Source organism: Dickeya aquatica, from assembly GCF_900095885.1.
GTDB classification, from domain to species: domain Bacteria; phylum Pseudomonadota; class Gammaproteobacteria; order Enterobacterales; family Enterobacteriaceae; genus Dickeya; species Dickeya aquatica.
In genome coordinates this window covers 1,082,170-1,095,315 of sequence record NZ_LT615367.1, presented here as the reverse complement: position 1 = coordinate 1,095,315, position 13,146 = coordinate 1,082,170, and the positions used below count along the sequence as shown (strand labels likewise).

15 protein-coding genes are annotated in these 13,146 nt (G+C 53.0%); 3 read left to right on the top strand and 12 right to left on the bottom strand.

Annotated elements, in window-relative coordinates; all coding sequences use genetic code 11:
• Positions 1–106 precede the first annotated feature (106 nt).
• Positions 107–538, bottom strand: coding sequence for a nucleoside-diphosphate kinase (gene ndk / locus DAQ1742_RS05035; RefSeq protein ID WP_035343536.1), 432 nt, complete (start codon positions 536–538; stop codon positions 107–109).
• Between the two features lie 395 nt (positions 539–933).
• On the opposite strand from ndk, the gene sseA reads away from it, so the two are divergent.
• A complete protein-coding gene (gene sseA, locus DAQ1742_RS05030; RefSeq protein WP_035343537.1) occupies positions 934–1,785 on the top strand; it encodes a 3-mercaptopyruvate sulfurtransferase in 852 nt (283 codons plus the stop codon).
• Between the two features lie 41 nt (positions 1,786–1,826).
• Here sseA and sseB read toward each other — a convergent pair whose 3' ends face one another.
• From sseB to trmJ, 11 genes are all read right to left on the bottom strand, one after another.
• A complete protein-coding gene (sseB, locus tag DAQ1742_RS05025) occupies positions 1,827–2,618 on the bottom strand; it encodes an enhanced serine sensitivity protein SseB (protein WP_035343539.1) in 792 nt (263 codons plus the stop codon).
• A gap of 185 nt (positions 2,619–2,803) precedes the next feature.
• Entirely contained in the window at positions 2,804–4,099 is a 1,296-nt protein-coding gene (gene pepB / locus DAQ1742_RS05020) for an aminopeptidase PepB (protein ID WP_035343541.1), read from the bottom strand.
• A gap of 98 nt (positions 4,100–4,197) precedes the next feature.
• The gene (gene iscX / locus DAQ1742_RS05015) at positions 4,198–4,398 is read right to left on the bottom strand and encodes a Fe-S cluster assembly protein IscX (protein WP_035343543.1); all 201 of its coding nucleotides are present in this window, start codon (positions 4,396–4,398) and stop codon (positions 4,198–4,200) included.
• 11 nt (positions 4,399–4,409) lie between these two features.
• Complete coding sequence (fdx, locus tag DAQ1742_RS05010; RefSeq protein ID WP_035343545.1) at positions 4,410–4,745, bottom strand: ISC system 2Fe-2S type ferredoxin; 336 nt, start codon at positions 4,743–4,745, stop codon at positions 4,410–4,412.
• A gap of 1 nt (position 4,746) precedes the next feature.
• A complete protein-coding gene (hscA, locus tag DAQ1742_RS05005; protein WP_035343547.1) occupies positions 4,747–6,597 on the bottom strand; it encodes a Fe-S protein assembly chaperone HscA in 1,851 nt (616 codons plus the stop codon).
• 174 nt (positions 6,598–6,771) lie between these two features.
• Positions 6,772–7,290, bottom strand: a complete 519-nt coding sequence (gene hscB, locus DAQ1742_RS05000; RefSeq protein WP_035343548.1) for a co-chaperone HscB — start codon at positions 7,288–7,290, stop codon at positions 6,772–6,774.
• 185 nt (positions 7,291–7,475) lie between these two features.
• Complete coding sequence (gene iscA / locus DAQ1742_RS04995) at positions 7,476–7,799, bottom strand: iron-sulfur cluster assembly protein IscA (protein WP_035343551.1); 324 nt, start codon at positions 7,797–7,799, stop codon at positions 7,476–7,478.
• Between the two features lie 27 nt (positions 7,800–7,826).
• On the bottom strand, positions 7,827–8,213 hold the full coding sequence (gene iscU, locus DAQ1742_RS04990) for a Fe-S cluster assembly scaffold IscU (RefSeq protein ID WP_035343553.1): 387 nt from the start codon (positions 8,211–8,213) through the stop codon (positions 7,827–7,829).
• A 24-nt stretch (positions 8,214–8,237) separates the two neighbouring features.
• Positions 8,238–9,452 (bottom strand): IscS subfamily cysteine desulfurase, encoded by a 1,215-nt coding sequence (locus DAQ1742_RS04985; RefSeq protein WP_035343554.1) that lies wholly within the window; start codon positions 9,450–9,452, stop codon positions 8,238–8,240.
• Positions 9,453–9,530: 78 nt separating this feature from the next.
• Positions 9,531–10,025, bottom strand: a complete 495-nt coding sequence (gene iscR / locus DAQ1742_RS04980; RefSeq protein WP_035343556.1) for a Fe-S cluster assembly transcriptional regulator IscR — start codon at positions 10,023–10,025, stop codon at positions 9,531–9,533.
• 154 nt (positions 10,026–10,179) lie between these two features.
• Positions 10,180–10,917, bottom strand: a complete 738-nt coding sequence (gene trmJ, locus DAQ1742_RS04975) for a tRNA (cytosine(32)/uridine(32)-2'-O)-methyltransferase TrmJ (protein WP_035343558.1) — start codon at positions 10,915–10,917, stop codon at positions 10,180–10,182.
• Between the two features lie 131 nt (positions 10,918–11,048).
• On the opposite strand from trmJ, the gene suhB reads away from it, so the two are divergent.
• On the top strand, positions 11,049–11,852 hold the full coding sequence (gene suhB, locus DAQ1742_RS04970; RefSeq protein ID WP_180706242.1) for an inositol-1-monophosphatase: 804 nt from the start codon (positions 11,049–11,051) through the stop codon (positions 11,850–11,852).
• Between the two features lie 168 nt (positions 11,853–12,020).
• Positions 12,021–13,145, top strand: a complete 1,125-nt coding sequence (locus DAQ1742_RS04965; protein ID WP_035343562.1) for an ABC transporter substrate-binding protein — start codon at positions 12,021–12,023, stop codon at positions 13,143–13,145.
• Position 13,146 lies beyond the last annotated feature (1 nt).

Below are 13,146 nucleotides of genomic sequence, written 5' to 3'. Positions count from 1 at the left end.
CCCCGATTGAGCAACACTCAACCGGGGCGCGGCATTGTACAAATTTTATAACACCCGCGCTACCTCAGCCGCATTTTTTACTGAGCAGGCGGATATTGAGGCGCTATCAACGGCTGCGCGGAAAAATTTCGTCGGCACTGAAGAAATACGCGATTTCACGCTCGGCCGACGCGACAGAATCTGAGCCATGAACCGCGTTGGCCGTAAAGCTATCGGCATAATCCGCACGCAGCGTTCCAGCCAGCGCATTGGCAGGATTGGTGGCCCCCATGATATCGCGGTTACGCTGCACGGCATTTTCCGCCTGCAACACCTGTACCATGATTGGGCCTGAAGTCATAAAATCGACCAGTCCGTCAAAGAACGGTTTGCCTTGATGCTCGGCGTAGAAACCTTCTGCCTGCTCACGGCTTAAGTGCAGCATTTTAGACCCAATGATGGTGAAGCCTGCGCTTTCAAAACGGGCATAAATCGCACCAATTGCGTTTTTAGCAACGGCATTGGGTTTAATAATGGAGAAAGTGCGTTCTATCGTCATAATTTTCTCATCCAACAGTGTTCGATAATGGCGAGAGATATAAAGCACGCGAACGTTGATGGTTTCCGGCTTGCATCGTATTGCGCTTTCAGCGGTTCGTGCTCATCAGGAAAGTAGCGGCTATCTCTGCGCCTGCGTAAGGGTGGCGCAGATTATAGGGGGACAAATGCAACTTTCCCACCGGGGAAATAACATTTTCGTAAAAAATTTTTATCCTGATTACCCATAAGGAAATAACAACCGCGATGGCCGTATTCGCCGGATTACGCTCATCTTGCCAAATGCCGATGATGTTCCGATAAGAAACGCATTTTCATTACGCTGCGATTGCGGCGAAATCACGTATCCTGATAAGCCACGATCCCAAACCGGACTTATTATTCAAGGGAGATTCTATGTCTACAGCGGTCAATTTATTTGTGAGCGCTTCCTGGCTGAATGCACACCTTCATGATGAGGATGTGCGACTCATCGACGCACGCATGCTGCCACCGGGCAACGAAACGCGAGATGTTCATGCGGAATACCGGGCGGCGCACCTGCCTGATGCGGTGTTCTTTGATATTGAAGCGCTTTCTGAACCACAAACCTCACTGCCACACATGATGCCCGATGCCATAACTTTCGCAAATGCACTCGGTCAGCTCGGCCTGAATGAGCAACAGCATGTGGTGATTTATGATGAAGGCAACCTGTTTTCCGCCCCGCGCGCCTGGTGGATGTTACGGCTGGCGGGCGCACAGCGCGTCTCCATCCTCAGCGGCGGGTTAGCGGGCTGGAAGCAACAGGGTTTCGCTCTGCAACAAGGCGATGTTGCCGTCACACCTCAAACATTTCAGGTGCAGACTTACGCCAGCGGCGCTATCCGTTCTCAGGAAGAGGTGTTGGCCGTCAGCCAACGCGGTGATGAGCAAATCGTTGATGCCCGTGCCGCTGCTCGCTTTTTCGGACAAGCCGATGAGCCACGGCCAGGGCTGCGTCGCGGCCATATTCCCGGTAGTTTCAACGTCCCCTGGAATCTGCTGGTCACTGAGGGGGCGCTCAAATCAACCGAAGAGCTGGCGGCAATATTTCATCAGGCTGGCGTTGATATCCAGCGACCGATTATTGCCAGTTGCGGCTCGGGTGTCACTGCATCGGTAGTCATACTGGCGCTGTTTGCCCTGAATGCATCCAGCGTCTCCCTGTACGACGGCTCGTGGAGCGAATGGGGCGCACGCAGCGACCTGCCTGTCGCTACGGCGTAACAGCTGGCAGGCACAGGTGTGACACCTGTGCCTGTGCTGTGCTAGCTCGTTTTTTTAAAATCGCGCAGAAAACTGCCCCACTTGCGTTCGTAAAACGGCGTCGTGTGACGAATCAGAAAATGGCTGATCCCCGGCTCATTTTCGCTGACCACACACAAATCCACCGGCTTGTCGTCCGGTTGTGTGTCGGTTGCAACGGCACCGGCTTCCTGAATCAGCGCGTCCAGCGCATCCCCCTGCGCGTCCAGTCCTATCAGCCAATGTGGCTCGGTTTCATCGGGCTCCTGAATATGCGCCATAAATGCACGCTTCACGTAACCGTGTTTCTTGAACAGCTCCGTCAACGAGTGGGTCATTTGCGCTGGCAGCGCGTCGGGTACGCTAATTTTTAACGCCACATCACCATCAAGGATTTGCTGTTGCGCCAGACTATTACCTGATTCACCGGCGAGCAGATGCTCAATTTCCTGGGGTAAAAACTCTTTACCGTAAGGCAACTTCGGGTTGAGAAATAACGTGGCACCACGGGTGGTTTCAAACAATGTGCGGGTTGGCAACGCCAGAAACGCCTGCTCCTCACTCACCGCCTGCTGCAATGCCGCCAGCGAAGAGAAAAAGACAATCGCGGAGCTACCATCCGGTTTTTCCCAATGCTGCAATTGCAACCCGCTGCCTGCACGCAGGCTATGCTCAGTTAAGGTTTCCTCCTCACTGTGACCCAGCACATACACCGTTGCCTCCAGCAATTCACGAAAGAACTCAGGCCGGTGCGCCGGTTCCGAGGTGGCCTGTACCAGTACCTCTTCCAGTCGGTTTTGGGGTGAAAACGCCATCGCATTCCTCATTATGCAATACGCCAGCACTGAGCCTGTTGGCAGGCTGCACGCATCATGACCTCAGCAGTCATGGCTTCTGGCGCATGGGATAAAATTCTATTTGATCAAACAGAGTTGGATAAACCGTATTCGATAAAACAACAGGGCACGTTGGTGCCCTGTTAGCGGTTGTCGCGCGGCGGTTAACCCGCCTTACTTAGCAGAAAATCCGCCAGCGTGCGCACGCCAACGCCTGTCGCGCCCGCCGCCCATTGTTCTACTGCCGATTTACGGTACGTCGCCGAACAGTCAATGTGCAGCCAGCCTTGCTGGTAACGTTTGACAAAGTGCGACAAGAAGGCCGCCGCAGTGCTGGCTCCGGCGGTATGCGCCGCACCCGCTACGTTATTCAGCTCAGCAAAGTTGGACGGCAAATGCTGACGGTGGAACTCTTCCAGCGGTAAACGCCAGAACGGTTCACCTTCACGGCGCGCACTGTCCATCAATGAGTCAATCATGGCATCGTCAAAACTGAACAAGGCATGGTAATCATTGCCCAGGGCAGTTTTAGCCGCACCGGTCAAGGTCGCACAATCGATGAGCCACTGCGGGTTTTGCTCTGAGGCATCGATCAAACCATCGGCCAGTACCAGACGCCCTTCCGCATCGGTATTCATCACTTCGACGGTTTTTCCATTGCGATAACGGATGATGTCACCCAGCCGGAACGCATTGCCACTGACCATATTGTCCGCACAACACAGGTAGAGCTTCACGCGCTGTTTCAGCCCGCGCGCCGCCGCCAGCGCCAGTGCACCCGTTACCAGTGCCGCACCGCCCATGTCGGACTTCATGGAATCCATGAAGCTGCTGCCTTTCAAGCTATAGCCACCAGAGTCAAACGTAATCCCTTTGCCAACCAGACACGCCAGCACCGGCGCATCCGCCTTGCCGGTGGGGTTAAAATCAAGCGCCAGTAACACCGGTTGACGCTCAGAACCGCGTCCCACGGTATGCAGCCCGCTATAGTTTTGCTCGCGCAGGTCTTCACCTTTGGTGATACGGTAAGATATCGCCTCGCCTGCAACACTGCACAGAAGGTCAATCGCGCGAGTGGCCAGCTGTTCCGGGCCGAGGTCTTCAGCAGGCAGGTTGATGGTATCGCGCACCCAGTCAACAACCTTCAACCGGTGTTGCAGCTCTTGCTGTTGTTCGTCTGGCAGCGTTGCCCACTCTACGGTGCGCTTGCCTTTCGGCCCACGAAATCCCTGCCAGAATGCCCAGCTATGCTCCAGGCTCCAGCCCTCACCCGCCAGTTTGACATGCCGAATGCCCTGTCCGTCGATTTTACGGGCGGCGCGCTGAATGATAGCCTGCGGCTTCTCGCCAGACAGGTGAATGGTAAACCCCTGTTCATGCGCCGTTAATGTGGCTTTTTCACCCCAGCGGGCATCCGCTGGCTGATGGGAAAGGGTAATCAGCATCGCTTCAGTTGTCATATCTACTCCATAAAGGGTCTGCTCATCGAGAGTCAGCCCATTATCGCTATGATAAAAAAGAGAAAACGGGCTATTTCAAAGTAGCCCGTTCACCCGATTTACTGCGCTTCGTCAAGCCACACTAGCAGGATAGCTTCGAGAATCTTTTCGTTTGAGGCTTCAGGTTCATCGTCAAACTCATCCAGTTCACAAATCCAGCGGTGCAGGTCAGTAAAGCGTACCGTTTTCGGGTCAATATCAGGGTAAAGATCGTATAGCGTTTCGCCGATTTCACGGCTGTCAGTCCATTTCAGTCCCATACATGACTCCATTAATGCTCACGCGCATGGTTAATGGTATAGCGTGGGATTTCAACCACCAGGTCTTCATCGGTCACACGCGCCTGACATCCCAGGCGGCTTTCCGGCTCCAGCCCCCAGGCTTTATCCAGCATATCATCTTCATCTTCGGTACTTTCTGCGAGAGAATCAAACCCCTCACGAACAATACAATGGCAGGTGGTACAAGCGCAGGATTTTTCACACGCGTGCTCAATTTCAATACCATTGCGCAGTGCGACATCCAGAATGGTTTCACCACGCTTTGCTTCCAGCACCGCCCCTTGCGGACACAAATCCTGATGCGGCAGAAAAACAATCTTGGGCATGTTATACCTCGTCCACGGAATGACCGGCCAGCGCACGCCGAATGGACTCATCCATACGACGGGCCGCAAATTCCTGGGTTTGTTGGTCTAATGTTTTAATCGCGGCTTCAATAGCCGAAGCATCGCTTCCCTGTGCGGCCTGCTGTAATTGCAGGCTGGCTGCGTCAATCGCCGCCCGCTCTTGCTCACTCAATAGTGCCGCATCCGAGGCCAGCGCGCCGCCGAGGCTTTCCAGCACGCGCGCGGCATCTACCCGTTGCTCAGCCAGCATGCGAGCGCCAATATCGCTTTGCGCATTCTGCATTGAGTCTTTGATCATGGTGGCGATTTCATCATCGCTCAATCCATAAGAGGGTTTGACGGTAATCGAGGCTTCCACGCCGGTGGATTTCTCCATCGCCGTCACACTCAGTAACCCATCGGCATCAACCTGAAATGTCACTCTGATGTGCGCACCGCCTGCCGGCATCGGTGGAATGCCGCGCAAGGTAAAGCGTCCGAGTGAACGGCAGTCCTGCACCAATTCACGTTCACCTTGCAAAACATGAATCATCATACCGGTCTGACCATCTTTAAAGGTGGTAAACTCCTGCGCTCGCGCCACCGGAATCGTGGTATTACGGGGAATCACCTTTTCCACCAGTCCGCCCATGGTTTCCAGCCCTAATGACAGCGGGATAACATCGAGCAACAGCATTTCGCTGTCCGGCTTATTGCCCACCAGAATATCGGCCTGAATAGCGGCACCAATAGCCACCACGCGGTCTGGGTCAATGGCAGTGAGCGGTGTGCGGCCAAAAAACTCGCCGACCTGCTCACGCACCAGCGGTACACGGGTCGAGCCACCGACCATCACCACTTCTTTGACCTCATCTGCCTCAATACCCGCATCTTTTAGCGTACGGCGACAAGACAACAAGGTCCGTTTCACCAAAGGCGTGATTAATGCATTGAACTGCTCACGGCTGATATCGCCCTGCCAGCCTGCCACCGATACCGCCACACGTTGGGCTTCACTCAGGGCAATTTTGGTGTCTATGGCCGTATTGAGCAGCGCCTGCTGTAATTGGTGATCGCCGCGATCGGTGATTCCCGCCTGTTCACGTATCCACTCCACCAGCAGGTGATCAAAATCATCGCCGCCGAGCGCAGAATCCCCGCCGGTAGCCAGCACTTCAAACACCCCCCGGCTCAGGCGCAAAATAGAAATATCAAAGGTGCCGCCGCCCAGATCATAGACCGCGATAATACCTTCCTGCCCCGAATCCAGCCCGTAGGCTATCGCCGCCGCCGTGGGCTCATTAAGCAAACGCAGCACATGCAACCCGGCCAGCCGGGCGGCATCTTTCGTGCCCTGACGCTGGGCATCATCAAAATAGGCCGGTACGGTGATGACCACGCCATCAGGCAGGCCATTGAGCGCCGCCTCAGCACGCAGGGTGAGTGCGCTCAGGATATCGGCAGAAACCTGAAGCGGGTTACGTGGGCCTTCTGCGGTCTGTAACACCGGTAAGCCGTTGTCACTGGCCTCAAACTGATAAGGAAGATGGGGATAACGCTGTTGAATATCAGCCAGTGAGCGCCCTATCAACCGTTTAACTGAACTGATGGTATTAACCGGATCGGCTGCCGCCTGCTGACGAGCCTCCCAGCCGACCTGGTGCCCATCGGCACGATAATGTACGACCGATGGCAGCAAGTGACGCCCGTTATGGTCAGGCAACGTCTGCGCTTCACCGCTGCGCACTGTGGCAACCAGGGAGTGTGTCGTGCCCAGATCAATCCCCACCGCCAGGCGACGCTGATGCGGCGCGGCGCTCAGCCCAGGTTCACTGATTTGTAATAAGGCCATATTGAGCTTCCATCCATTAGCAGAAAGCCTGTTTATCACATGTCCACCGGATTGGTGTTCACATCAACAGGCTTGTGCCAGACTGTATTGGCATAAATGATATTGGCGTAATGTGTTGTATGGTAAATCGTGTATCGCTCACGCATGTTAAGCGCCGAGGCGCAGCGCGCAAACTTACCGCTCCAGCCATTGATCTTCAAGCTGTTCAACTTGCTGACGAAGCCGGTCAAAGAAGCGTAGTTTCCGCACGATATCGGCGGCCTGCACCCAGTCCGTCGCATCAAGCGCTGACTGCATCTGCTCACTGCGCTGGCGTATCATGGCCTTCAGACGCTGCTCAAATGCCACCAGTGCGGATTCGGCATCAGGCCGGTGTTCAATCTCATCGAGCTCTTCGCGCAGTTCCATTTGCTCCATCAGAAAGGCGGTGTCATGCAGCGTATGCTGTTCATTACCTAAATCAAAACCGTGCAAAGATAGCATATACTCCGCACGTTTCAGTGGATGTTTCAGCGCCTGATAAGCGTTATTGATGGTCGCAGCCTGCTGTAATGCCAGCATACGCTCACGTTCCGGGCTCGCGGCAAAGCGGTCGGGGTGGAACTGGCGTTGCAGTTCCTGAAAGCGGGAAGCAAGCAGGCTGCCATCCACGTTGTAGTGAATTGGCAGCCCGAATAAAGTAAAGTAATCCATAATGCGCTCTGAGTTTCACAGACAAGTGATGCGAGCCCGCCACGTTATCTGTCGGCACAATCGCTTGCACCAACAACCTGTCAGCGCAAATAACGCAGCGAACGTCGGGTCAACACGTTGACCGCCTGTCAACCCCGTATCAACTGAACGAGCACGGAGAGACAGGCATAGTTAAACGGCAGCGGTTAAACATTAAAGCTTTCGCCGCAACCACACTCACTGGTGACATTCGGGTTATTAAATTTGAAGCCCTCATTAAGGCCTTCTTTGACGAAATCCAACTGGGTACCATCGAGGTAGACCAGGCTCTTGCCATCAATAATAACCTTCACGCCCTTGTCTTCGAACACCACATCATCGGTGTTCAGTTCATCAACAAATTCCAGCACATACGCCATACCGGAACAGCCGGACGTTCTCACACCCAGACGCAGGCCGACGCCTTTGCCACGGTTGGCCATAAAGGCGTTGACGCGTTGCGCAGCACTGTCGCTCAGGGTAATCGACATACCAAAACCTCTTACTTCGTCTGTCTGTTATTTATCGCCGCGTTTGCTCTTGTAATCAGCAATGGCTGCTTTGATGGCATCTTCAGCCAAAATAGAGCAGTGAATTTTCACTGGCGGTAACTCTAGTTCTTCAGCAATTTGGGTGTTTTTAATGGATTCAGCTTCGTTCAGACTTTTTCCCTTAACCCACTCGGTGACCAGTGAACTCGAAGCAATCGCCGATCCACAACCGTAAGTTTTAAAGCGGGCATCTTCAATAATACCCTGCTCATTGACTTTGATCTGTAGCTTCATCACATCGCCACAGGCCGGTGCCCCTACCATACCGCTACCGATATTTGGATCGGAGGAGTCGAACGAACCGACATTGCGCGGATTTTCATAGTGATCAATTACTTTTTCGCTGTAAGCCATAATATGTGTCCTGATTCTTGCGAATTAATGATGCGCCCATTCGATGCTGTTGATATCCACGCCAGACTTGAACATCTCCCACAGCGGGGAAAGGTCACGCAGACGGCCGATGGATTTACGAACCAGATCGATGGTGTAGTCAATCTCTTCTTCTGTCGTAAAGCGACCCAGCGAGAAACGAATCGAACTGTGTGCCAGTTCATCGCTCATCCCCAGCGCCCGCAGGACATAGGAAGGTTCCAGGCTGGCTGAGGTACAAGCCGAACCGGAAGACACCGCCAAATCTTTTAGCGCCATAATCAACGATTCGCCTTCAACATAGTTGAAGCTGACGTTGAGAATGTTTGGCACACCCTGTTGCAGGTCACCATTCAGGTACACTTCTTCTATATCTTTAATGCCACTCCACAACCGGTCACGCAGGGCGCGTAAACGCGCAGACTCTTGCGCCATCTCGTCTTTGGCAATCCGGTAGGCTTCGCCCATGCCGACGATTTGATGCACCGGCAACGTGCCCGAACGCATTCCTCGCTCGTGGCCACCGCCATGCATTTGCGCCTCAATACGCACACGCGGTTTGCGGCGAACGTAGAGCGCACCAATCCCTTTCGGGCCATAAATTTTGTGGCCCGAAAACGACATCAAATCCACTTTTAACTGGCTTAAGTCAATCGGCAGTTTGCCAACACTTTGTGTCGCATCTACGTGAAAAATAATGCCACGGCTGCGACACATTTCACCGATAGTGGCAATATCCTGCACTACGCCTATCTCATTGTTAACATGCATAATAGACACCAGAATAGTGTCATCACGCATGGCGGCTTCCAGCTCGGTCAACGAGATAATCCCGTTGCGCTGCGGTGCCAGATAGGTCACCTCAAAGCCTTCGCGCTCTAACTGGCGGCAAGTATCCAGCACGGCTTTGTGCTCGGTCTTGCTGGTGATAATGTGCTTGCCTTTCTTCTGGTAGAAGTTCGCCGCACCTTTGATGCCCAGGTTGTTAGATTCCGTTGCGCCAGAGGTAAAGACGATTTCACGCGGATCGGCACCAACCAGCTCAGCTATCTGATTACGGGCGATATCGACAGCCTCTTCGGCCTGCCAGCCAAAACGGTGGGAACGGGAGGCCGGGTTGCCAAAAGTGCCATCCAGCGTCAGACACTGCATCATTTTCTCCGCCACTCGCGGGTCAACCGGCGTAGTAGCAGAATAATCCAGATAAATGGGTAACTTCATTGCTCTTAAACTCCGTACATCACTTCAAAACGTTCAAGGCGTTTTGTTCTTGATTTCGTTCGGCACGCAAGACTTCGTTCAGGCACGCAAATTGACGTTGATGGTTTCTTGTATGCGACCATTAGCAGTACGGCGCGTGTCAGCATCCTGACGATCCGCGACGTCCAAAACCTCTTTGTTATTCACCAGCTCATCCAGCGTGATGTTATTCAGAAACTCACTGATTCGCTCGCTTAAATCACGCCACAGAGTGTGCGTCAGGCAGCGATCGCCCCCTTGACACCCTTCTTTACCCTGGCAGCGAGTGGCATCGACGGATTCATCAACCGCAGAAATTACTGAACCAATCGCGATTTGCGTGGCATCTTTACCCAACAGATAACCGCCACCTGGACCACGAACGCTGGCCACTAACCCATGCTTACGCAGGCGTGAAAACAACTGTTCCAGATAAGAAAGCGAAATACCCTGACGTTCAGAGATGTCAGCCAGCGGAACAGGGCCTTCTTTTGAGTGCAACGCCACATCCAGCATGGCGGTAACGGCGTAGCGGCCTTTCGATGTCAGTCTCATGTTAGTGGTATCCGTAAGATAAACATGTATTATTAAGACAAGTATGATGAATCAAGCATACATAGCACGAAGATGAGTCTGACATTCCCGAGTGTTTTAGTCAACTATTTAACCAAGTAAATTACTCAACTATTACTCGCCGCATTCAGCCCGTTCAGTCAGTGTCGTTTGGCGGGTCGTTTTTATTGATGGCACTCAACACCCCACGCAATATATTGAGCTCCTGCGCTTCCGGGCGGGCACGCGTAAATAATCGACGCAGCTTGTTCATCACCAGCCCCTGATGAGCCTGACGAATAAAGCCGGTTTGTAGCAGTGTGGCTTCCAGATGCTGATAAAAACGCTCCAGATCATCCACCAAGGGATAAGGGCTTTCTTCATGCGGCGGTTGCCCTTGCTGTTGCCAGTCCAGCCAGGCAACACGAATCTCGTAGGCCAGAATCTGCACCGCCATCGCCAGATTCAGCGAGCTGTATTCAGGATTGGCGGGAATGGCCACATGGTAGTGACATTTCTGCAATTCATCGTTCGTTAGCCCGACACGTTCACGGCCGAAAACCAGTGCGACTGGCGCGTGCTGGACTTCCTGAATACTGCGCACGCCACATTCGCGTGGTTCCAGCATCGGCCAGGGTAAGGTTCGTGAGCGAGCACTGGTACCAATCACCAGACCACAGCCTTCCAGCGCCTCATCGAGTGTATCGACAAGGGTAGCATTACCAATGACATCACTGGCTCCCGCCGACAGCGAAATAGCCTGTGAGTCAGGTTTCACCAGCGGATTAACCAGCCAGAGGTTCGTCAACCCCATGGTTTTCATTGCTCTGGCCGTTGACCCCATATTGCCGGTATGGGAGGTCTCCACCAGCACAATGCGTATATTCTCTAACATGTGGACTCTGTCATGCGAAGTGAAAAAAATATCGCGGTATATTAACACAAACTTTGCTGTTTTCTCTTGCTTGCGCAATCTGCTATACTGCGCGCCGCTTTCTGTTCTTTAACATTCTTCTGGACGATACCATGCATCCGATGCTTAACATCGCCGTGCGCGCTGCGCGTAAAGGCGGTAACCTGATAGCTAAAAACTACGAAACACCCGACGCCGTCGAAGCCAGCCAAAAAGGCAGTAATGATTTTGTCACCAATGTTGATCGTGATGCAGAACGTCTGATTATCGAGGTAATCCGTAAAGCCTACCCGCAGCACACCATCATTGGTGAAGAGGGGGGGAAATGGGCCGGTGAAGATAATGACGTTCAATGGATTATCGATCCGCTGGATGGCACGACCAACTTTATCAAACGTCTCCCGCATTTCGCGGTTTCCATTGCTGTGCGCGTGAAAGGCCGCACAGAAGTCGCTGTTGTCTATGATCCTATGCGTAACGAGCTATTTACAGCAACCCGGGGTCAGGGGGCGCAGTTAAACGGCTATCGTCTGCGCGGCAGCAATGCCCGCGATCTGGACGGTACAATTCTGGCAACAGGCTTCCCGTTCAAACAAAAACAGCACAGCGCCAGTTATCTGCGTATGCTGGAAGCCTTGTTTGGCCAGTGTGCCGATTTCCGCCGTACCGGCTCAGCGGCACTGGATTTGGCCTATGTTGCCGCTGGCCGCGTCGATGGTTTCTTTGAAATCGGCCTCAAGCCCTGGGATTTTGCCGGTGGCGAACTGCTGGTGCGCGAAGCCGGTGGCATCGTTACCGATTTCATCGGCGGCCATAACTCCTTCTCTTCCGGCAACATTGTTGCGGGCAACCCCCGAGTGGTGAAAGCCCTGCTGTCCACCATCCGCGATCAGTTAAGTGACGCGTTAAAGCGCTAATTCTGCCTTTTGGGCATGTTCGCCTTGTGCAACATGCCCTCGCTGTTATTTTTCCTTACAACTCTTCCCTATTGAGTAAATACCGAAGTTTATATGATAATAATTATTAAACTCATTCATTTACTGCGGGGTCATTCCCGCCAGTAGCCGTTAATGGCAGGGAAAATCATGCTCAAAAAATCATGGCGTCATGTCGTATTGGCGACCTCACTGACACTCTCTTTCAGCAGTTTGGCCACGCAATATCCGCTGACGCTGACCGACATTGACGGCCAGAACGTCACCATCAACCAAGAGCCACAGCGTATCGTGCTACAGGATGGGCGAGATATCATGTCGCTGGCCTTGCTCGACAGGGATAACCCTTTTAGCCGCCTGATTGCCTGGAATAATCTGCCGAAAAAGCAAGACAGCGCCACCTGGGAATTGCTGAAAGGCAAATGGCCACAGGCTGACAGCATTCTGGATATGGGCTTTGGTGATAAAGGTGATATTGAGCTGGAAAGCATTCTGGCGAAAAAACCAGATTTGATGATAGCGCAACTGCGTGCCAAGGTATCGCTGGAGAGCAATGGTGTTGTCAGCAAGCTGAAATCGCTAGGCATTCCACTGTTATTTGTTGACTACGAAATCGACCCGGCGAAAAACACCGCCGTGAGCGTTGATTTGCTCGGTAAAGTGCTCAACCGGGAAGATAACGCCAAAGCCTATACCGATTTCTACCGCCAGCATTTTGCCGACATCCAAAAAATCACAGCGGCACAAACCAGCAAACCCAAGGTGTTTATTGAACCCATCGCTGGTAATAGCGAAGCCTGCTGCTTTAGCCACGCGCATAACGGCTGGGGCGGTCTGCTGGAAGCGATTGGTGCGAAAAATATTGGTTCTGAACTGCTGCCGGGTGCCACAGGTTTTGTATCGCTGGAGAAAGTGATCAGCGAAAAACCGGATGCTTACATCATGACAGGTTCTAAACGCGGTAACGGTACCAGTAAAGTTCTGCCATTCGGTTACGGAGCCAGCGCAGACGATATTCAGGATAAAGCCAAAGCACTGTTGAGCCGCACGGGGGTTGATCAGGTACCCGCCATCAAGGCCGGGCAAGTCTATGGTGTTTATCACCATTTCTATAACCACCCTTACAATATTGTCGGCATGGAATATCTGGCTAAAGCGGTATACCCGAAAGCGTTCACCAGCCTGAATCCTGATGATACTTACCACTATATTGTGCGTCATTTCACCACCCTGCCTGACAGCAACTTTATTTTTGCCCGCAAACTGGCCGAGTAAT

Excerpts from the sequence above, each read along its gene's own strand:
- sseB (WP_035343539.1), bottom strand. The coding sequence starts at position 2,618 with ATGGCGTTTTCACCCCAAAACCGACTGGAAGAGGTACTGGTACAGGCC.
- iscA (WP_035343551.1), bottom strand. The coding sequence starts at position 7,799 with ATGTCGATTACCCTGAGCGACAGTGCTGCGCAACGCGTCAACGCCTTT.
- trmJ (WP_035343558.1), bottom strand. The coding sequence starts at position 10,917 with ATGTTAGAGAATATACGCATTGTGCTGGTGGAGACCTCCCATACCGGC.
- ndk (WP_035343536.1), bottom strand. The coding sequence starts at position 538 with ATGACGATAGAACGCACTTTCTCCATTATTAAACCCAATGCCGTTGCT.
- DAQ1742_RS04985 (WP_035343554.1), bottom strand. The coding sequence starts at position 9,452 with ATGAAGTTACCCATTTATCTGGATTATTCTGCTACTACGCCGGTTGAC.
- fdx (WP_035343545.1), bottom strand. The coding sequence starts at position 4,745 with ATGCCCAAGATTGTTTTTCTGCCGCATCAGGATTTGTGTCCGCAAGGG.
- sseA (WP_035343537.1), top strand. The coding sequence starts at position 934 with ATGTCTACAGCGGTCAATTTATTTGTGAGCGCTTCCTGGCTGAATGCA.
- DAQ1742_RS04965 (WP_035343562.1), top strand. The coding sequence starts at position 12,021 with ATGCTCAAAAAATCATGGCGTCATGTCGTATTGGCGACCTCACTGACA.
- hscA (WP_035343547.1), bottom strand. The coding sequence starts at position 6,597 with ATGGCCTTATTACAAATCAGTGAACCTGGGCTGAGCGCCGCGCCGCAT.
- iscR (WP_035343556.1), bottom strand. The coding sequence starts at position 10,025 with ATGAGACTGACATCGAAAGGCCGCTACGCCGTTACCGCCATGCTGGAT.
- iscU (WP_035343553.1), bottom strand. The coding sequence starts at position 8,213 with ATGGCTTACAGCGAAAAAGTAATTGATCACTATGAAAATCCGCGCAAT.
- pepB (WP_035343541.1), bottom strand. The coding sequence starts at position 4,099 with ATGACAACTGAAGCGATGCTGATTACCCTTTCCCATCAGCCAGCGGAT.
- suhB (WP_180706242.1), top strand. The coding sequence starts at position 11,049 with ATGCATCCGATGCTTAACATCGCCGTGCGCGCTGCGCGTAAAGGCGGT.
- hscB (WP_035343548.1), bottom strand. The coding sequence starts at position 7,290 with ATGGATTACTTTACTTTATTCGGGCTGCCAATTCACTACAACGTGGAT.
- iscX (WP_035343543.1), bottom strand. The coding sequence starts at position 4,398 with ATGGGACTGAAATGGACTGACAGCCGTGAAATCGGCGAAACGCTATAC.